16 protein-coding genes and 1 pseudogene are annotated in these 18,004 nt (G+C 62.7%); 14 read left to right on the forward strand and 3 right to left on the reverse strand.

All coding sequences use genetic code 11. From position 1 onward, the window contains the following. Positions 1–523 precede the first annotated feature (523 nt). A complete protein-coding gene (locus FXV83_RS24015) occupies positions 524–841 on the reverse strand; it encodes a hypothetical protein (protein ID WP_187436115.1) in 318 nt (105 codons plus the stop codon). 234 nt (positions 842–1,075) lie between these two features. Here FXV83_RS24015 and FXV83_RS24020 point away from each other — a divergent pair, with 234 nt between their 5' ends. From FXV83_RS24020 to FXV83_RS24030, 3 genes are all read left to right on the forward strand, one after another. Then, a complete protein-coding gene (locus FXV83_RS24020) occupies positions 1,076–1,546 on the forward strand; it encodes a metallophosphoesterase family protein (protein WP_148741861.1) in 471 nt (156 codons plus the stop codon). A 536-nt stretch (positions 1,547–2,082) separates the two neighbouring features. Beyond that, positions 2,083–2,736 carry a superantigen-like protein SSL4 gene (locus FXV83_RS24025; RefSeq protein WP_235940138.1) on the forward strand — a complete coding sequence of 218 codons (654 nt, stop codon included), beginning with the start codon at positions 2,083–2,085 and terminating at the stop codon, positions 2,734–2,736. Between the two features lie 469 nt (positions 2,737–3,205). Continuing rightward, entirely contained in the window at positions 3,206–4,489 is a 1,284-nt protein-coding gene (locus FXV83_RS24030) for a S41 family peptidase (RefSeq protein ID WP_148741849.1), read from the forward strand. A gap of 115 nt (positions 4,490–4,604) precedes the next feature. Here FXV83_RS24030 and FXV83_RS24035 read toward each other — a convergent pair whose 3' ends face one another. Next, positions 4,605–6,395 (reverse strand): Rieske (2Fe-2S) protein, encoded by a 1,791-nt coding sequence (locus FXV83_RS24035; RefSeq protein WP_148741850.1) that lies wholly within the window; start codon positions 6,393–6,395, stop codon positions 4,605–4,607. Between the two features lie 502 nt (positions 6,396–6,897). Between FXV83_RS24035 and FXV83_RS44220 the strand changes: the two are divergent. Further along, a pseudogene (locus tag FXV83_RS44220) lies at positions 6,898–7,061 on the forward strand (DNA topoisomerase IB); the annotation flags it as partial. Positions 7,062–7,535: 474 nt separating this feature from the next. Here the strand turns inward: FXV83_RS44220 and FXV83_RS44955 are convergent. Then, the gene (locus FXV83_RS44955; protein ID WP_283811720.1) at positions 7,536–7,661 is read right to left on the reverse strand and encodes a hypothetical protein; all 126 of its coding nucleotides are present in this window, start codon (positions 7,659–7,661) and stop codon (positions 7,536–7,538) included. A gap of 94 nt (positions 7,662–7,755) precedes the next feature. On the opposite strand from FXV83_RS44955, the gene FXV83_RS24045 reads away from it, so the two are divergent. The 10 genes from FXV83_RS24045 (at position 7,756) to FXV83_RS24090 (ending at position 17,869) form a co-directional block, all read left to right on the forward strand. Then, complete coding sequence (locus tag FXV83_RS24045; RefSeq protein WP_148741852.1) at positions 7,756–8,910, forward strand: transporter substrate-binding domain-containing protein; 1,155 nt, start codon at positions 7,756–7,758, stop codon at positions 8,908–8,910. A 2-nt stretch (positions 8,911–8,912) separates the two neighbouring features. Beyond that, positions 8,913–9,575: an ANTAR domain-containing response regulator gene (locus tag FXV83_RS24050; RefSeq protein WP_148741853.1), complete on the forward strand. Its 663-nt coding sequence runs from the start codon at positions 8,913–8,915 to the stop codon at positions 9,573–9,575. A gap of 10 nt (positions 9,576–9,585) precedes the next feature. Continuing rightward, positions 9,586–10,827, forward strand: coding sequence for an urea ABC transporter substrate-binding protein (locus FXV83_RS24055; RefSeq protein ID WP_148741854.1), 1,242 nt, complete (start codon positions 9,586–9,588; stop codon positions 10,825–10,827). Positions 10,828–10,922: 95 nt separating this feature from the next. Then, positions 10,923–11,795, forward strand: coding sequence for an ABC transporter permease subunit (locus tag FXV83_RS24060; RefSeq protein ID WP_148741855.1), 873 nt, complete (start codon positions 10,923–10,925; stop codon positions 11,793–11,795). Positions 11,796–11,810: 15 nt separating this feature from the next. Next, entirely contained in the window at positions 11,811–12,875 is a 1,065-nt protein-coding gene (locus FXV83_RS24065; RefSeq protein ID WP_148741856.1) for a branched-chain amino acid ABC transporter permease, read from the forward strand. Continuing rightward, the gene (locus tag FXV83_RS24070) at positions 12,875–13,591 is read left to right on the forward strand and encodes an ABC transporter ATP-binding protein (protein WP_148741857.1); all 717 of its coding nucleotides are present in this window, start codon (positions 12,875–12,877) and stop codon (positions 13,589–13,591) included. The genes FXV83_RS24065 and FXV83_RS24070 overlap by 1 nt, the downstream gene beginning before the upstream one ends. Position 13,592: 1 nt before the next feature. Beyond that, positions 13,593–14,312: an ABC transporter ATP-binding protein gene (locus FXV83_RS24075; RefSeq protein ID WP_148741862.1), complete on the forward strand. Its 720-nt coding sequence runs from the start codon at positions 13,593–13,595 to the stop codon at positions 14,310–14,312. A 31-nt stretch (positions 14,313–14,343) separates the two neighbouring features. Further along, positions 14,344–15,333 (forward strand): acetamidase/formamidase family protein, encoded by a 990-nt coding sequence (locus tag FXV83_RS24080; RefSeq protein ID WP_148741858.1) that lies wholly within the window; start codon positions 14,344–14,346, stop codon positions 15,331–15,333. Positions 15,334–15,346: 13 nt separating this feature from the next. Beyond that, positions 15,347–17,086, forward strand: coding sequence for a nitrilase-related carbon-nitrogen hydrolase (locus tag FXV83_RS24085; protein WP_148741859.1), 1,740 nt, complete (start codon positions 15,347–15,349; stop codon positions 17,084–17,086). A 21-nt stretch (positions 17,087–17,107) separates the two neighbouring features. Beyond that, a complete protein-coding gene (locus FXV83_RS24090; RefSeq protein WP_148741860.1) occupies positions 17,108–17,869 on the forward strand; it encodes an SDR family NAD(P)-dependent oxidoreductase in 762 nt (253 codons plus the stop codon). Positions 17,870–18,004 lie beyond the last annotated feature (135 nt).

The following is an 18,004-nucleotide window of genomic DNA, read 5'->3' on the forward strand; positions in this document are numbered from 1 at the left end:
GCGCGGCCGGACCATACATCACGGGTCAAAATGCAACCTAGCGGGGAGGGCAGCTCTTGGCGCCAAGCGGCCGTTGACCTGTGGTTAGTAGATCTGGCTGGCTCACGCTGGCTGGACCTAGCTTAAGCTTCCTAATGATGGATTGGAACGAGAGTTCAAGTCTTTCAAATGGTTAGAAGGCGGCGTGTGCACGACGTGTGCACCGGGAGATCAAGGAAAATCGATCGAGAGCAGACTTGGGCCGGTCGTTGCTTGGAGTAATCTTCGCGGAATTCGGCAGCTCAGAGACTAGAGTTGCAGGGCAGGGCGGCTCACGTGGGGCACAAGGGCCAATCGTGCTCGTCGCGGGGAGCGCGAGTGTAATCAGCTCGTTTCGGTCATTGCGCGCGTGAAGTCGCTGGGAGCCACTGGCAGCTTTTGGGGCGCAAAGGCGACATGTGTTTGGACGCGACGTCAGCAACTGCCAACATCGCAGGTGCAATCCTCTAAGCACCTTCCGGAATGACGCCTTGGCATTCACGCGCTAGATGAGCTTCACCAGCGATGACGCATCCGTCTCTATATTTACCAAGACCTCCCCGGCGATAATTTCGGGATCTCCAAGGTCAAGGTCATGCAAGCTTGCTTGAACAAATGCCAGTACTCTATCGTTCGCCGCGGTGGCGCTTTCTCGGTCGTCGAACATCATCACAGCGAGACCAACGCCTTCGCCCCCGTCCAAGATATAATAAGATCTGAAGCCGTGCGATTCCTTTAGGATGTGACCGATGCCACTTTTCGCGCGGCGAGCAGCATCCGCAACCGAACGAACCTTGTTGTACTTTCGAATGACCATGTACATAAGGCCACCCATGCGTTTCCGACCCTTTGCATCAAAGCATATCGGACCACCGCTGGACTAGGGCCTCCTTCTGTACATGCGACCTGGGGCAGTTTTGGCGCGAAGCGGACCCAGAGAGCACGCGGGGGCTATTAGCGCAGGAGCGGGAAGGTGGCGACACGACTGAGATCGGCTACTGCGTATTCACCAGGCAGAGGTCATTCCCAAAAGATCAAACGGCCGTTCGGACCACGCATCGTGCTTAGAATCGGAGTCATCTCGGATACACACGGGATACTTCGTCCCGAAGCCGAGCAACGGCTGGCCGGGGTGGCCCATATCATCCATGCCGGTGACATTGGCCGCCCTGACGTCATCGAGAGACTCCGCCGGATTGCGCCCGTTATCGCAATTCGGGGAAACGTCGATAACGGGCCGTGGGCGGAAGATTATCCTGATACAGAGACGGTCAGGCTCGGCGACCACTCGATCTATATCCTTCATGACATCCACGACCTGCAACTCGATCCGCCGGTCTGTGGGATCAACGTGGTTATTTCCGGCCATTCGCATCGGCCGCTAATTGAGACCACGGGTGGGGTGCTCTATCTCAATCCTGGAAGTGCTGGGCCACGCCGTTTCAACCTTCCTATCACGCTGGCGACGTTGGATTTGACCGCAAGCGGTCCCAAGGCACTGCTTCATCATTTGATTGGTAGGCGATAAGTGCGGGCAGCCGCGCCGTCGACGACCCCTCTGCGATTTGCGTGAACGGGACCAGTTCGTCCGGCCAAACCGGACGAGCTCTTGAGATCAGAAACCCCCTTGTGCCGTCGGACAAATCAGGTGTTCGTGATCCACTGGTCCAACGACAGGCGGAGGAGCCAGCCACATGTCGGAGCAGGTTAGGGTTCGCCGATCAGAAGCAATGGTGCATAGAAGAGAGCGCGGTGAACTGCCTCCGCTTGCGCGCGCGGCTGCAGGGCTGGCTCTGTTTCAGGCCCGGAGCCCGGTTCCGGGCCAGAATGAATCCATCGCGTTGCCGGATTTGAGCCGCATTGCGACCCAGGTCGCGGCCAAAGGTCGTGGGCGGGCGGGGCGCAACACCGGGGGTTTCCATGTCCGGTTATTTGCGATTTTGCTTCTCCGCTTTTTTCCTCGCAGGTCTCTCGACGTCGCCTGCATCTTCGAATCCCTTCGCCACCTTGTTCAACACGTCTCCCGGGCAAGCCACTCCACCCGCTGCCGCCGCAGAGGAGTGCTTGCCGGAACCCGGCAAGTCGACGGCCGACGGCCAGCATTGGGTCTATCGTTTCGACGGCCACCGCAAATGTTGGTTCCAGGCCGCCGAGGGGACCGCGACGGTCAAGAGGTCGATTCATCATCACGCCGCGAAACGTCGTGTGGCCGGTCCCGCGGAGAGCGAGACCGGGCCGCGCAAGCGGAAGGAGGCGGTAGTGGATGCGCGTGCGGAGCTGTTGCGCTCCGCTCCGGCGGAAACGCCGCAGCCGACGCCGCAAGCGCCCAAGCTCAAGGTGGCTGATGCCGCTCCCGTCCCCACTACGGGGGCCGGGGCGCTCGTGCCGCCGGCATCCGTCGTCACCAATCCCGCGACTGATCAGCTCACGCCGGACCATTCTACGCCGCGCCAGGTCGACGTGGAGACGCTTCTGGCGGCCGCTCCGGCCGCCAGCGACGCGGTTGCCGCCTCCATGCCTCCGGCGACGCCGGTCGCCGTTCCCATCGGCGAGACGGGCGACGACTGGCCGCGGTGGTCGGCAACCTGGCTCGGCGTGCTGCTGATGGTGCTAGGACTCGTGTCGCTCTTAAGCTCGAGCCGGACTCTTCGGCGGGCCGTGCTGGTTGCGCGGTTTCGCGATTCCAGGACGGATTTGGCGGCCATCGCGGAAGACTGATTCCGTCTGTCGCCTTTCGGCCGGAATACGTTCAATCGGGCGGCGACCGAGCCGGAGCGGTCGCCGACGGCCATCGTGCGCCGCCAGGCCCTGCGGGCAGGCCCGGGCGGAGCGGATGAATGGCGAGCGGCTCCGGAATCAGAAAACCGCGCACTTGAGCCGACGCTTTCAATGGCTTGGGCGAGTGCTGGAAATCGAAGGCCTGGCCCGATGCCGCATCCACCATGACCCGTGTCCTTCATGAGCCAGGCCAATAGGCCTGTACGCCGTCGGGTCTCCAATCTTTCGGGCTCGACAGGCGAAAAATACTGCGGGAAGTAGCCTCGTGGTGGCAGGATTGCTACCATGGTCTGGCATGTCCTGACCTCAAAGACTGCTTCCTTTCACGAACGGAGCGCGAGCATTCGGAACGAGCCGGCGTCGTATAGCCGGCGGATGCGTTGGCAGCGCTTCACCGCGAGGTCAGACGATGAAAGAGGCTATCGATCTATCGCCTTCGCGTCGCCAGATGTTGCGACTGGCAGCCATGGCAACGGCATGGGCCGTGGCTGCGAAGGCGGCGAACGCCGCTGAGGCTCTACAGCGAGAGAACGACAACGCCTATGTTGCCGCTGATGGCGTCTCGACGTTCGAGAGCGTTTGGCAGACCGTGCGTGATCGCTTTTTCGATCCGCGTCACAACGGACTGGACTGGCCGGCGGTCCGGGAGAGATATCTTCCAGACGTTCGGCGGGCAACTTCCCAGAACTCTCTGGCGCGCGTCATCAATACCATGCTGTCTGAGCTGCACGCTTCGCATACGCGTTTCTATACGCCGGATGAACCGGAATATTATCAGCTTGCAGACATCTTTGTCGGCGCATTGCGACGCCGGGGACTGCAGCGCGCGTTTCCAGACGGCCGCATTTCGTACCCTGGCATAGGTGTCATTTCAGGTTTCGAGGCGCCTGGTCGTAACACGATCACCGGCGTCATAGATGGAACGCCGGCTCAGCAGGCGGGCCTCCGCACCGGTGACGAAATAATTACGGCTGACGGGACCGGATTTGAGCCGATCGGGTCATTCCGTGGGAAGGTCGGCAAATCGGTTGTCTTGGAACTCCATCGGGGCGCCTCGGTGCTGCAAATTCCGGTCATGCCGGTCGACCTCGAGCCCACCAGAATGTTCCTTCGTGGGTTGGAGTCCAGTGCGCGCGTCATTGAGTCCAACGGACGACGCATCGGCTATGTCCATGTTTGGTGCTATGCTGGCTCCATCTATCAACGCGCTCTTGAACACCTGCTGTCTGAAGGGGCGCTAAAAGACGCGGATGCACTGATCTGGGATTTGCGGGATGGCTGGGGTGGCGCGCAACCTCAATATCTCGACCTGTTCAATGGCCGCGCGCCCACAATGCAGGTCACCGACCGAAGCGGTAGGAGCGAATTCGTGAATGTGAAGTGGCGCAAGCCGGTTGCGATGCTCATTAACGGCGGTACGCGCAGCGGCAAGGAGGTCCTTGCCTATGGCTTCAAAAAGTACCGGTTGGGTGAGCTCATCGGCACCCGCACGGAGGGCGCTGTCCTTGCCGCCACCGCATTCCTCATCGGAAGCGGGCTGCTGCTGCTCGCAGTCGAAGATGTCTGGGTCGATGGCGAACGCCTGGAGGGCGTGGGCGTGACGCCGACGACCGAGGTCCAGGCAGGCTCGGCCTCCACCGGGGCAGACGACCGCCAACTGAGCCGTGCTGTCGCGGTTCTGTCCGGGATATGATCCAGGCGCCATACTCAGCGCAAGGCAGAGCCAACGCGGAAAAGTTCCGCACTCGGTTCGCAGGCTTTTGTCAGTTTGGATCGCCCTTAGTCCAGCGCGCCTTCAGCGCGTGGCGTCAGGACGATCCAGCTTCTTGATGCAGCTCGCCACCCCGCATCAAGCGGCGGGCGATGTTGGCGGTCTGCAGGGACGCGCGTTCGGTCGGTGAATGGGCCGCCAGATAGCGGGCAACCGCGATGAAGATGTGCCGGCCCTCGTCCGTGTCGCCCCACGCGCCGAATTGCCGGATTCCCGCCTCCAGCATCTGATACGCATGGAAGGCTGCATCTTCGCGCAGCACCACATGCGCGAGCGTGGCGATCAGCGCCTGCGGCGAATGGCGAAGCGTGAGATGCCGTGCCACGAGGTTTGCGGCGAGATCGACCTGTCTCTGCCGGTCGAAGGCGTTGAGCAAGGCGGCGCCGATCGTCTCTGGATCCGCGGGCAGATCATCGAGCTGCTCGCCGCCGTCGCCCGGGATGTGCGCCGGCGGCACATTGAGATAGCGAGCAAGGTAGAGCGCCATCGCTCCATGCAGTACGCCACGGACGGCCGTGACGTGATCATTGATGTTGGCGGTCCCGATCCGTACGAGCATCTGGTGAACCGCGTTGGCGTAGGTGAAGACGTGATGTGCCGTCTCCCAGTCGGCGTGCTCGTTGGCATTGCCGAAGCGCGCCACCCGGAGCGCCGCCGCGTAGGCGAGGGATTGGCCAAGGTCAGCAGGAGCCGCCCCCGCGCGGATCGCCACCTTGAGCGCATCAACGATCCTGGCCGGATCGTCACCGAGTAGCTCTTGAGCCAGTGCGCCGTGGCCCAACCAGTCACGGGAGCCGCCTCCTCCGGCAGCGAACAGGTTTGCGAGTGTGCTGGTTGATTCCTCACACAACCCAACAAGGTCAACCGGCTGGCGCCAGGCAATCGATTCCTCGGCGCCACGGGCCGCGACCATCTGACCGATGAGAGTGGGCAGCAGAGCCGGCGCGTGTTGCCAGCCGACCAGGTCGAGGCATTCGAACGCCTTGTTGATGAAGTCGAGCGAGTGCCCCGTATCGGCGAACGCCCGCTCGGTCCCGGCGGCGAACAGGGCATCAGCCAGTTCAGCCGGGGAGGAGCCGGCCGCAATCGCCGTGAGCAGGGTGCGCTCGGCGGCCTCGCGATGGCGCACGTTTGTCCAACGCCGCAGCCACCGCTTGAGCGCGGCCGGTTCCGGCCGGCTGCCAAGCGGTGCGCGTTCCCGCCGCGGCGCCTCGCCGTCGCAGTCCGCCGCCACGCGGTGGGCGCCGTGGAACAAAGCGAGATACGCCTCATCCTCCGGCAGCATAGGCAGGAGATTGGCGAGTGCCGTGAGGATCGTAAGACCCACGCCCCAGCCGTCGCGGTTGTGCGCCCCGAACAGCGCCACCTCCCGGACGATTTCGGCCTGCGGTACGCCGGCCGCGAGCTGACCATGGATGGCCTTGGCAATGACCAGGCCGAGATCGTGGGCGAGGCCGTCCACAAGCCGCTGATGCCAGTGCGCGGCGAGATCGGCATGCGTGAACGTGGTCTTCACCCAGACGTCGCCACTACGCACCTCGACCGGGCAGATCGGCACGTCGTCTGCCCACAGGTCGAAGGTGCAGCCGCTTTCGAGATCGAAGCGAGCGTGGTGCCAGTGACAGGTCAAGATGCCGTCCTCGACGCTGCCGCGCTCGAGCGGGAAGCCCATGTGCGGGCACCGATTATCGAGGGCGAAGACGCGCCCGCGGTCGTAGATGACGAGGATCGGGCGATGGCCACCGCGCACAACGAGCCGCCCCTTGATCTTGAGCTCCTCAAGGCTGCCCGCCAGCGTAAATTCCTTGCTAGGCGCGTCCATGAGCATACCTCCCATTCGCTTTGGGGGCGCTGCAGGTACTCCGCAACATAGGCATCCTCTCGCGCTAAGGCGAGAGGCCGGCAATCCCGGTGCGGTTCACTGCCACTAATCCATCTTGACCATTCTGAAGTAGCCTCACTTCGGTGGTTGCCATCTTGGCAAGGTCAGCCATTCGGTTATGTGAGACGTGATTTCGTTCCGGCGGGCCTTCCTAAGCAGACTGTCTCGTTGGTGTCCTGGCGGGCATGACCTGGCTTCATCACGTAGCTGTTGAGCTTCTAGGTCAAGCCGAGCCTTTAACGAGGCTTTTCGTACGAACCGCAGGCGCTTCATGGCGCATACCCATCTCTACGAACCTACCCACCTGTGTAAACTCGGAACTAGGTATGTTGGTTCTTGATGGACCCTGTGGGTTCGTAATCCGTTCGTTGGGGATCATGAATAAGGCCCTGACGCTATACCGAACAGGAGGACGACGTGCCTGATAGCGTCTACGAGGTTATTGAACTGGTCCGTACCAGCAACCAACGGTCATATCCAGGCGACAGGCCGTGATGTCAAGGGACGCAAGCAATACCGCTATCACCCCGCTTCCGCGAGGTGCGGGAAAGCATCAAGTACGAACATGTGGTCGCATTCGCAGACGCGCTGCCCCCCCATCCACCGCGGATAAAATGCATCATTCATGAAGTAAGTCAGGCTCTTTCAGAGACTCTTGATTGAATTTCACGCATCGAAAACGTCGCCGACCTGCCCGGAGTTGGCGAGAACTACTAGGACCATTTGGAAGCCACCGTTCAGTGCAAGATCAAGGATCCGATCTCGATGTTCGGGGAGGATAGAGGCCTGCGCGCTGCATCGCACATGCTGGAATATCTGCTGACAAAGACGGGATTGCTGATTTTCCGCGGTCGCCGAGTCCGGCGGCTTCGTCGACGCCGCCGGGGGTGAAGAACGAGAAGGCGACATGCGAGACAAAACGGTCCACTTGTTTTGTCGCTATGCGGCGCTGAGGTTGGGTTGATGGTGAACCTGATCGACCGGTGGTCGCACGTACCACTCTGTGCGGGCAATATTTGACCCGCCGCCATGCCGGCCGTGTTGGTAGGCCCGTTCCGCGGGCATGAACCACCTTGCACAGTTTTGCTACAGGCCGGCACGAATTGCGGCAATTTCCGCTGCAACAACGCGCTTGACATAATATCCGATCTCAACGACCGTATCCTGCAAGCGTTGGGCAAGACGGCCCATCAACGCGGTGAGTTCAACCATTTCCAACGCCACGCTTTCATCGCGTGTTCGGTTGGCGGCGAGGGCGCCCTCGGCTTCACAGCCGGCGGGCGTTTTTTTTGTTTTGGATCGAGCGATGACGCAGAAGCGGTATCGAATTGGCGTGATGTTCTCGACAACGGGCTCCTACAGCGTCGTTGCGCGCTCGATCCTCAATGGCGCATTGCTGGCCTTCCAGGAGATCAATGCGAGTGGTGGCGACATCGTGTTGGAGCCGGTCGTGGTCAATCCGTCCGGCGACCTCGCGCGCTATCGTTCGCTCAGCCTCGAGCTGCTCGGTTCCGGCATCCGCCAGGTGGTCGGTTGCTACACCTCGTCGAGCCGAAAGGAGGTGATCCCGTGCTTCGAGAAGTTCGACGGGTTGTTGTGGTATCCCTCCCACTACGAGGGTTTCGAGAGCTCCGATAACGTCATCTACACCGGCGCCGCGCCCAACCAGCACGTGCTGCCGCTGGTCGACTATCTGGTCTCCCGGGTCGGCACGCGCGCCTTCTGCATCGGCTCCAACTACATCTGGGCTTGGGAGAACAACCGCATTTTCCGCGAGGCGTTGATTGCACGCGGCGGCACCGTGCTCGCCGAGCGTTATCTTTCGGTCGGCGATACCGAGGTCGACCAGGTCATTGCCGCGATCATCGACCAGCGCCCGGACTTCGTCTTCAACAATCTGATCGGCACCAGCGCCTATGCCTTCTTCCGCGCATTCCGGGCCGCTTGCCGCGCGCGTGGCATAGATCAGGCCGCGGAAATTCCCGTTGCGAGCTGCACGCTGTCCGAACCGGAGCTGCCGGAGATCGGGCCCGATGCAATCGACGGACATCTATCGTCGAGCGTCTATTTCTCGTCGCTGAATTCACCGGAGAATGCCGCCTTCATCGATGCCTACACGAAGTCCTTTCCGGACGGACCGGTCTCGTCGGCCGATGCAGAGTCGTCCTACATCGGCGTCAAGCTGCTCGCAGCGGCATTGTCGCAGGCCGGCACCGACGACGCGCGCACGGTGCGCGCCGCCGTGGCGGATCAACGGTTGCGCGCGCCGCAAGGCGAGGTCCGTATCGACCGGCAGACCTTTCACGCCTGGCTCACGCCGCGGATCGGCCGCTCGGCCGCGAACGGGCAATTCGAGGTGCTGCTGGAATCCCGCGAGCCGATCGCGCCCGATCCCTATCTCGTCCAGTCGTCGCCGCGCTTTGCCAGTGCGATGCGCTCTCCGCTGTTGAAGGTGGTGTAATCATGAGCTCTCGACTGCTACAAAATTTCAAGGGCGGCCGCGCCATCGTCGTGACACGGCGAGGCGGATGGGAGAGTACGCTCGAAACGACGCTCGCCAAGCTCGGTGTTTCCACCGAATATCCTGAAATCATCGACGGCCGTGCGCAGATCGACGTTGCGAGCCTCCAGGCCGACCGCGACATCCTTTTCGTCGACGGCGATCTCGAAAGCGCTGTCGCCATCGAGGTCAACCCCGCGTCGCGGCTGCCGCCGGTGCCGGTGATCGGCCTCGTCGGCGTTGAGGCGCCGAGCCGGTTGAAGGCTCTCGTCAATCTCGGTGCGACGTCGTTCCTGCGCAAGCCGGTGCATGGCGGCGCGGTCTACACGTCCCTGTTCATGGGCATCAACCAGTTCCTGCTGCGTGCCGAAATGAACGACCGCCTGCAGGATCTCGAGGAGCGCCGACGCGGTCGCCGCGCGGTGATCCGGGCCGTGATCCTGCTGATTCAGCAGGGCCTCGACGAGGAGGGTGCCTATTCCCAGCTCCGTCGCGAAAGCATGCGCGCGCGACAGAACATGGAACTGTACTGCGAGGAGTTCCTGAGCAAGCGGGCGAAGCCGCCCGACACGTCCGGCCGCACGACCGGCATCACGCTGCAAGGCGGCAACAAGCAAGCCATCTAGGAGAAGCAAAATGAGCAAGTCTGTATTGCGGGGGCTGCGCGCCGCAGCCCTCACGGGGACGCTTGTCCTCGCGTCAAGCTTGGCGCTCGCGGCGGAAAACCCGATCAAGCTCGGCGTGCTGGAGGATCAGTCCGGCGACTTCGCCGCGGCCACGATCGGCAAGGTCCACGCCATCCAGCTCGCCGCCGAGGAGATCAATAAGGCCGGCGGCATCATGGGCCGTCCTATTGAGCTCGTTCCTTATGACACGCAATCCGACAACACCCGCTATCAGGAGTTCATGCGCCGCGTGCTCCAGCGCGACAAGGTCGATGTCGTGTTCGCGGGCTTCTCCTCGGCCTCGCGCGAAGCCTATCGGCCGATCGTCGACCAGTTCAACGGCTTCGCCTTTTACAACAACCAGTACGAAGGCGGCGTTTGCGACGGCCACATGATCGTCACCGGCGCTGTGCCGGAGCAGCAGTTCTCCACACTCATTCCCTACATGATGGAGAAATACGGCAAGAACGTCTACACGCTCGCCGCCGACTACAATTTCGGCCAGATATCGGCGGAATGGGTGCGCAAGATCGTCAAGGAGAACGGCGGCAAGATGGCCGGCGAGGAGTTCATCCCGCTCGGCGTGTCGCAGTTCTCGCAGAGCATCCAGAACATCCAGAAGGCCAAGCCGGACTTCGTGGTCACGTTGCTGGTCGGCACCGCGCAGGCCTCCTATTACGAGCAGGCGGCTTCCGCCAACGTCAACCTGCCGATGGCGTCCTCGGTCAACGTCGGCCAGGGCTACGAGCACAAGCGCTTCAAGCCGCCGAGCCTGAAGGACATGTACGTCACCACCAACTACATCGAGGAGATCGACTCGCCGAAGAGCAAGGAGTTCTACGCCAAGTTCAAGGCCAAATTTCCAAGCGAGCCCTATGTGAACCAGGAGGCGGAAAACTCCTATCTCGCCATCTATCTCTACAAGCAGATGGTAGAGCGGGCGAAGTCGACCAAGCGCGAGGACATCCGCAAGGTGATCGCGTTGGGCGATGTCTGCATGGACGCGCCGGAAGGCAAGGTCTGCATCGACCCGAAGAGCCAGCACATGTCGCACACCATCTATCTCGCCAAGGTCGGCGCCGATCACTCGATCTCCTTCCCGAAGACCTGGGAGGACATCAAGCCGTACTGGCTGGGTGAGGCCGGCTGCGATCTCACCAAGAAAGATCCGATGGCCCAGTACACGCCATCGAATCCTCCGCCGAAGCCCTGACCCGGCGGCTGATCGCTCCGGCCCTCGCGGCGGGCCGGGGCGATCACGGACATCTGCGACGGCAATTTTGCGTCTTCCCTCAGACTGGTTGGTTCATGGATATCGCGACCCACGTCTTTTCGGCGCTCTATCAATTCGGTGACGCCTTCGCGTTCCTGGTACTGTCAGCCTGCGGGCTCGCGGTGATCTTCGGCATGATGGGCGTGATCAATCTCGCCCATGGCGAGTTCATCATGTGCGGCGCCTATGTCACCGCTGCGACCGTGCATGCCGGCCTGCCATTGCCGCTGGGAATTCTGGCGGGGACGGTCGTGTCCGCGCTGGTCGGTGTGTTGGTCGAGCTCGCGGTCATCCGCCATCTCTACGACCGGCCGCTCGACACCATCGTCGCCACCTGGGGGCTCAGCCTGATCGCCACGCAGGGCACTCTGATCATGGTCGGCTCGACCATGGCGGGCGTCGGCACGCCGTTCGGCAGCTTCCAGGTCGGTGACTACTCCTATTCGATTTACCGCATCGTGCTGTTCTGTGCCGCGCTCGGCGTGCTCGCCGCACTCTATGCGCTATTCAACTGGACGCGCTTCGGCGTGCTGGCGCGAGCGACCATCCAGGTGCCGCACATGGCGGCCGCCCTCGGCGTCGATACGCGCCTGATCTACAGCCTCACCTTCGCCTGCGGCGCAGGGCTCGCGGGCCTTGCCGGCGGGCTTTACGCGCCGACCATGACGCTGGTGCCGACTATGGGCGCGACCTTCATCATGGAAGCGTTCGTCACGGTCGTGATCGGCGGCGCCGACGTGTTCCTCGGCACGGCGCCTGCTGGTGGCCTGCTTGCGATCGTGAAGTCGGGGATGACGTCGTGGCAGGGACAGTTGTTCGGCCAGATCGGTCTTTTGGTCGCCGTCATCATCGTGGTCCGGGTTCTGCCGAAGGGCATCTCCGGCTTTGTGCTGCGCGAGCGCACCTAACGGAGTGATGGCGTCGTGACCGGTTTCGTTTCCTTCTTTCGCCGTCTTGAAGGGCCGCAGACCGTCGGTCGCGGTCCGGCCTTCTGGAGCCTGTTTGCAATCGTGCTCGCGATCGGGCTTGCCTATCCGCTGTTCAGCGACGGCTATACGGTCGGCAACACCGTCTACTTCTTCGTCTGGGTGTTCATCGCGCTCAGCCTCTGCCTGATCTGGGGTTATGGCGGCTCGCTGTCCTTTGGCCAGACCGCGTTCTTCGGGATCGCGGGTTACGGCTACGGCGTCCTGACGCTTAATTTCGGCGCGGCCTATGGCTTTACGCTGATCGCCTTTGTCGCTGCGGTCGCGATTGCGGCGCTGTTCGCTGTGCTGCTCGGCTATTTCATGTTCTTCGGCCGCATCGCCGGCGTCTTCCTCGGCATCGTCACGCTCGCCGTGACATTGATGCTGGAGCGCTTCATGGCGCAGACGGCAGGGCCGGAGTGGCACATCGGCAGCGCGCGGCTCAACGGCTTCAACGGCATGAGCGCGATGCCGCCTCTGACCATCCCCTGGCCGGGCGAGCCGATCGTGCTGTTCGCCGATGTCGGGCTCTATTATTTCGTGCTCGGCCTTCTGGTCTTCGTCTATCTCGCCTTGCGCATCCTGATGAACTCGTCGTTCGGCAACGTCATCGTCGCGATCCGCGAGAACCCTGAAAGGGCGGAGATGCTCGGCTACGACGTGCGCAAGTACCAGCTCATCACCTTCGTCATCGGCGCCGCGCTCGCGGGGATATCCGGCGTGCTCTATACGGCCTGGGGCCAATACATCACGCCGTCGAGCATGGGCATGACGGCGGCGGCGCTACCGCTGATCTGGGTTGCCGTCGGCGGCCGAAGCGACCTGACCTCGACCGTGGTCGGCACACTGGTGGTGCTGGCCGCATTCCAGGCGCTCACGATCTACGGCAGCCAATACGCGCTCGTCTTCATGGGCGTGCTGCTTGTGCTGACTGTCCTGATCGCCCCGAACGGTCTCGTGCTTGGTGCAATGAATTGGCTCGGACGGCTTGCCGCGCGCCTGACGCGGAGGGCCAGCTGATGTCGTTGCTCGAGCTCCGCAAATTGAACAAGCACTTTGGAGGCCTGCACGTCACCAACGCGGTAGATCTCACGCTTGAGCCCGGTGAGATTCATTGCCTGATCGGCCCGAACGGCGCCGGCAAGAGCACGCTGTTCCGTCTCATCCTCGGCGAGCACCATCCTGGCAGCGGCGAGATTTTCTTCGCCGGAGAGAACATCACGGCGCTGAAGTCGTTCGCGCGGATTCACCGCGGCCTGTCAGTCAAGTTCCAGGTGCCGGGCGTATTTAAGGGGCTGTCCGTCCGCCAGAATCTCGAAATCGCCCTGCAGAGCCGGCATCGCGGCGCCGAACTCGAAGCCGAGATCAGTCGTCTGCTTGGCTTCCTCGGCCTGGAATCCGAGCAGGCGCAGATGGCCGGCAATCTCAGCCATGGCCAGAAGCAATGGTTGGAGATCGGCATGGCGATCAGCCTGAGGCCGCGTCTCCTGCTGCTGGACGAGCCAACGGCCGGCATGTCGCCGGAGGAAACCCACATGACCGGCGAGATGGTACAGCACCTCAATGCCGATGGCATGACCGTGCTAGCGATCGAGCACGACATGGCCTTCGTGCGGCAGGTCGCCCAGCGCGTCACCGTCCTGCATCTCGGCCAGGTCTTCGCGCAAGGCTCGATCGACGAGATCGTGGCCGACGAGCGCGTGGCGGCGATCTATCTGGGGCAGGCTCATGCTTGATATGCCGCGCAAGGAAGTCATCCTCTCGACGCTGGCTCTGCGTGCCGGCTATGGCGGCAAGCCGGTGCTCCAGGGCCTCGAGATCGAGGTACGGGAAGGTGAGATCGTCGCCGTGATCGGGCGCAACGGTGTCGGCAAGTCCACGCTGATGAAGAGCCTGATCGGGCTCGTGCCGGCGATGAGCGGCTCGATCGTCTATCGCGGCGAAGCCGTGGAGTCGCTGCCGGCGCACAAGCGGGCCCGCCTCGGCATGGGCTATGTGCCGCAGGGGCGCGACGTGTTTCCGCGCCTGACCGTCGGCGAGAACGTCGCGGTGGGCGCGGCGATCAAGGGCGGCGGCATTCCCGAGGCCGGGCGGCGCAAGATCGTCGAGGCGTTTCCGATCCTCGAAGAGCGCTGGAATCAGCGTGCCGGCACCATGTCCGGAGGCCAGCAGCAGCAGCTTGCGATCGGACGGGTCTTGATCGCCGATCCGAGCCTCATTCTGCTGGACGAGCCGTCAGAAGGCATCCAACCCAACATCGTCCAGGACATCGCACGCAACATGGTCGAGCTCAACCGCAGGACCGGCGTGACCATCATCCTGGTCGAGCAGAATCTCGATATGATCCGCGCCATGGCGCAGCGCTGCTACGTTATGGACAAGGGGCGCATCGTCGCAAGTCTCGACCACTCCGCACTCGACGACGTGGCGGAGATGCGCCGCCATCTGGCAGTTTAAAAAAACGACGCCCAACCAAGGAGAAACAGCAATGGCCTGGCAAAACGATTCCATCATGGCACGCAAAGGCGTCGCCAAGGGCGAGCGCGGCAAGCAATACACCATCACCGAGACCCAGCAGGGCAAGTACCACTATGTCTACGGTCCCTATGCGAGCCCGGTACTGACGGTCGATCCCGGTGCGGTCGTCGCTGCGGAGACCCATGACGCATTCGAAGGCGCCATCAAGCACGAGACCGACAGCCCGTCGAAGATTCTCAACTTTCCGTTCCTCAATCCGCAGAACGGGCCCATCCACGTCAACGGCGCCGAGAAAGGCGACACGCTCGCGGTCTACATCGAGAATATCGTGCCGCGCGGGCCGCAGCCGTGCGGCACCACCGTGGTCATGCCGGACTTCGGCGGCCTCGTCAGCACCGGCCAGACCGCGCTGCTCAATCCCGCACTGCCCGAGCGGGTGAAGAAGCTGGTGGTCGATGCGAAGACCGGGACGAAATGGAACGACAAGATCACGCTGCCGTATGAGCCGTTCATCGGGACTATCGGCACCTCGCCGGAGATCGAGGCGATCTCCTCGCTGGTTCCGGACTATTACGGCGGCAACATGGACCTGCCGGACGTCGGCGTCGGCGCCGTCATCTACCTGCCGGTCAACACCAACGGTGCGCTGCTCTATCTCGGCGACTGTCATGCCGCGCAGGGCGACGGCGAGCTCTGCGGCGTCGCCATCGAGCATCCGACGGTGACCACGGTGCAGATCGACCTGATCAAGAACTGGACCATTGCCTGGCCGCGGCTCGAGACCAAGGACTTCATCATGACCATCGGCTCGGCGCGGCCGATGGAGGATGCAGCCCGCATCGCCTATCGCGAGCTCTGCCGCTGGATGGCAGCCGATTACGGCTTCGACGAGATCGACGCCTACATGCTCCTGACCCAGGCCGGACGTGTCCGCGTCGGCAACATGGTCGATCCCAAATACACGCTCGGCGCCTCCATCAAGAAGTCCTATCTCGTTTGAGGCCAGCCGGATCATGTCCACCAAGCACAAAGTCGCCGCCGTCCAGTTCGAGCCGACCATGTTCGAGAAGGAGCGCAACATCGCGCGCCTGCTCGAACTCTGTGAGCAGGCGGCGGCGGCCGGTGCCAAGCTCATCGTCACGCCGGAAATGGGAACGACCGGCTATTGCTGGTTCGACCGCGTCGAGGTCACCCCTTTCGTCGAGACGATCCCGGGCCCGACCACGAACCGCTTTGCGGCGCTGGCGGGCAGGCACGGCTGCTACATCGTGGTCGGCATGCCGGAGGTCGACGAAGACGGCATCTACTTCAACTCGGCGGTCCTGATCGGGCCTGACGGCATCGTTGGCCGCCACCGCAAGACGCATCCCTATATCTCGGAGCCGAAATGGGCGGCTGCGGGCGACCTGCACAATCAGGTGTTCGAGACGCCGATCGGGCGGATCGCGCTGCTGATCTGCATGGACATCCATTTCGTGGAAACCGCACGGCTGATGGCGCTGGGCGGCGCGGACGTTATCTGCCACATCTCGAACTGGCTGGCAGAGCGCACGCCGGCGCCGTACTGGATCAGTCGGGCCTTCGAGAACGGCTGCTACGTCATCGAGAGCAATCGATGGGGGCTGGAACGCACGGTGCAGTTCAGCGGCGGCAGCTGCGTGATCGCACCGGACGGGCAGATCACGGCCGTGCTCGACAAGGGCGATGGAGTGCTGTTGTCGGAGATCGATCTCGATGCCGCACGCGCGCGCCGCGTGCTCGGCGAGACCGTGTTCGCGCAGCGGCGGCCGGAGCTCTATCCGGAGCTGCTCGCCGATACCTTCAGCTGGAATCCGCGTGACTTCTTCGGCCTCTACGGCCACGAGCCGTGGCCGGCCGGAAAAACGTCGCGGGTCAGCGTTGCGCAATTTGCACCTGGCGACGATTTCAACCAGAATCTCGAGGAGATCGCGGGACTCGCGGGCAAGGCCCGCGCCGACGGCGCTGAGCTCGTCGTCCTCCCGGAGCTCGCGGTGACCGGGCTCGGCGATCCCGCGAGATCGGCGCAGCCGATACCGGGGCCCGTGACCGATCGCCTTGAGGAACTCGCAGAAGAACTGGGTCTCTATCTCGTCTGTGGCCTGGCCGAACGCGCCGGCGATATCATCTACAACAGCGCCTGCCTAGTGTCGCCGGATGGGGACGTCTCGGTCTATCGCAAAACGCATCTGGCGGCCGACGAGCGAAGCTGGGCTACCGCCGGCGACGGCTGGACCGTCGTCGACACGCCGATCGGCCGTATCGGACTGTTGATCGGTCACGATGCGTCTTTCCCGGAAGCGGGGCGGGTGCTGGCGCTGCGCGGCTGCGATCTCATTGCGTGTCCCGCCGCGATCAAGGGACGCTTCAGTTCGTCGCATGCCGGAACTGAGGTGTTGCAGCCAAAGCCGATTCCGACCGGCCCGGATCCGCATCACTGGCATCATTTCCGCGTTCGCGCCGGCGAAAACAACCTGTTCTTCGCTTTCGCCAATATCGTCGATCCCGAGCGTGGCTATCCCGGGCTGAGCGGTGTGTTCGGTCCTGACACGTTCTCCTTTCCGCGCCGGGAGGCGATCGCGGCCAGCGGCACGGGCCTTGCAACCGCGCTGGTCGACACCACCAATCTCGACAGCGTCTATCCGACCAACGTGGTGCGGCGAAAGGATTTGGTGTCGATGCGCATGCCGCACAGCTATCGTGGATTGCTCAAGGCGGCTGCGACCAACTACTGAACCAAGAAGAGGAATTTGGCTATGGATCTGGGACTCAAGGGAGCCAAGGTACTCGTCACGGGAAGCACCAAGGGAATCGGCCGCGCGATCGCCGAGACATTCGCCACTGAGGGCGCGGATGTCGGGGTGTGCTCCCGCAATCTGGCTGAGGTCGAGAGCACGGTCGCCGCACTCAAGACCAAGGGCGTCGCGGCCTATGGCGGCGCCGTCGACGTTGCCGACGCGGCCGTGCTGAAGGCCTGGGTCGGGGATATGGCGGCAAAGCTCGGCGGCATCGATGTCGTCGTCGCCAATGTCAGCGCACTTGCCATCGGGCAGGACGACGAAAGCTGGGAGAAGGAGTTTTCGACCGACATGATGGGTACGGTTCGGCTGGTGAATGCGGCCATGCCCTATCTAGAGAAGAGTGCCGCCGGCGCGATTGTTACCATTTCTAGCGTCTCAGGGCGCGAGGTCGATTTCGCCGCCGGTCCCTACGGCACCTTCAAGGCGGCGATCATCCACTACACGCAGGGACTAGCCAATCAGCTCGCAGGAAAAGGCATTCGCGCCAACTCGGTCTCCCCAGGCAATACCTATTTCGACGGCGGAGTCTGGAACATGATCAAGGACAACAATCCCGAGCTCTATAAGACGGCGCTGGCGCTTAATCCGACGGGGCGGATGGGAACGCCGCAGGAAATGGCCAACGCCGTGGTGTTTCTCGCCAGCCGCGCGGCCAGCTTCATCACGGGCACAAATCTCGTCGTCGACGGCGCACTCACGCGTGGGGTGCAGTTGTAGGAACGTATCGGCGTTTGCCTGGCGTTGGACTTCGCTAGCCCAAATTTGTCCATGATGGATTGGACCGGGACATCTCTTACGCGGGACCGTGGTCGGCCGTGCAGTACCAAATGCTGTACTAGGGTTCAGACTCAA

This window comes from Bradyrhizobium hipponense, from assembly GCF_008123965.1.
GTDB lineage: Bacteria > Pseudomonadota > Alphaproteobacteria > Rhizobiales > Xanthobacteraceae > Bradyrhizobium > Bradyrhizobium hipponense.

Bases quoted from the DNA above. Each gene is read 5' to 3' on its own strand.
- FXV83_RS24015 (WP_187436115.1), bottom strand. From the start codon at position 841: ATGTACATGGTCATTCGAAAGTACAACAAGGTTCGTTCGGTTGCGGAT.
- FXV83_RS24030 (WP_148741849.1), top strand. From the start codon at position 3,206: ATGAAAGAGGCTATCGATCTATCGCCTTCGCGTCGCCAGATGTTGCGA.
- FXV83_RS24035 (WP_148741850.1), bottom strand. From the start codon at position 6,395: ATGCTCATGGACGCGCCTAGCAAGGAATTTACGCTGGCGGGCAGCCTT.
- FXV83_RS44955 (WP_283811720.1), bottom strand. From the start codon at position 7,661: ATGGTTGAACTCACCGCGTTGATGGGCCGTCTTGCCCAACGCTTGCAG.
- FXV83_RS24045 (WP_148741852.1), top strand. From the start codon at position 7,756: ATGACGCAGAAGCGGTATCGAATTGGCGTGATGTTCTCGACAACGGGC.
- FXV83_RS24050 (WP_148741853.1), top strand. From the start codon at position 8,913: ATGAGCTCTCGACTGCTACAAAATTTCAAGGGCGGCCGCGCCATCGTC.
- FXV83_RS24055 (WP_148741854.1), top strand. From the start codon at position 9,586: ATGAGCAAGTCTGTATTGCGGGGGCTGCGCGCCGCAGCCCTCACGGGG.
- FXV83_RS24060 (WP_148741855.1), top strand. From the start codon at position 10,923: ATGGATATCGCGACCCACGTCTTTTCGGCGCTCTATCAATTCGGTGAC.
- FXV83_RS24070 (WP_148741857.1), top strand. From the start codon at position 12,875: ATGTCGTTGCTCGAGCTCCGCAAATTGAACAAGCACTTTGGAGGCCTG.
- FXV83_RS24075 (WP_148741862.1), top strand. From the start codon at position 13,593: ATGCCGCGCAAGGAAGTCATCCTCTCGACGCTGGCTCTGCGTGCCGGC.
- FXV83_RS24080 (WP_148741858.1), top strand. From the start codon at position 14,344: ATGGCCTGGCAAAACGATTCCATCATGGCACGCAAAGGCGTCGCCAAG.
- FXV83_RS24085 (WP_148741859.1), top strand. From the start codon at position 15,347: ATGTCCACCAAGCACAAAGTCGCCGCCGTCCAGTTCGAGCCGACCATG.
- FXV83_RS24090 (WP_148741860.1), top strand. From the start codon at position 17,108: ATGGATCTGGGACTCAAGGGAGCCAAGGTACTCGTCACGGGAAGCACC.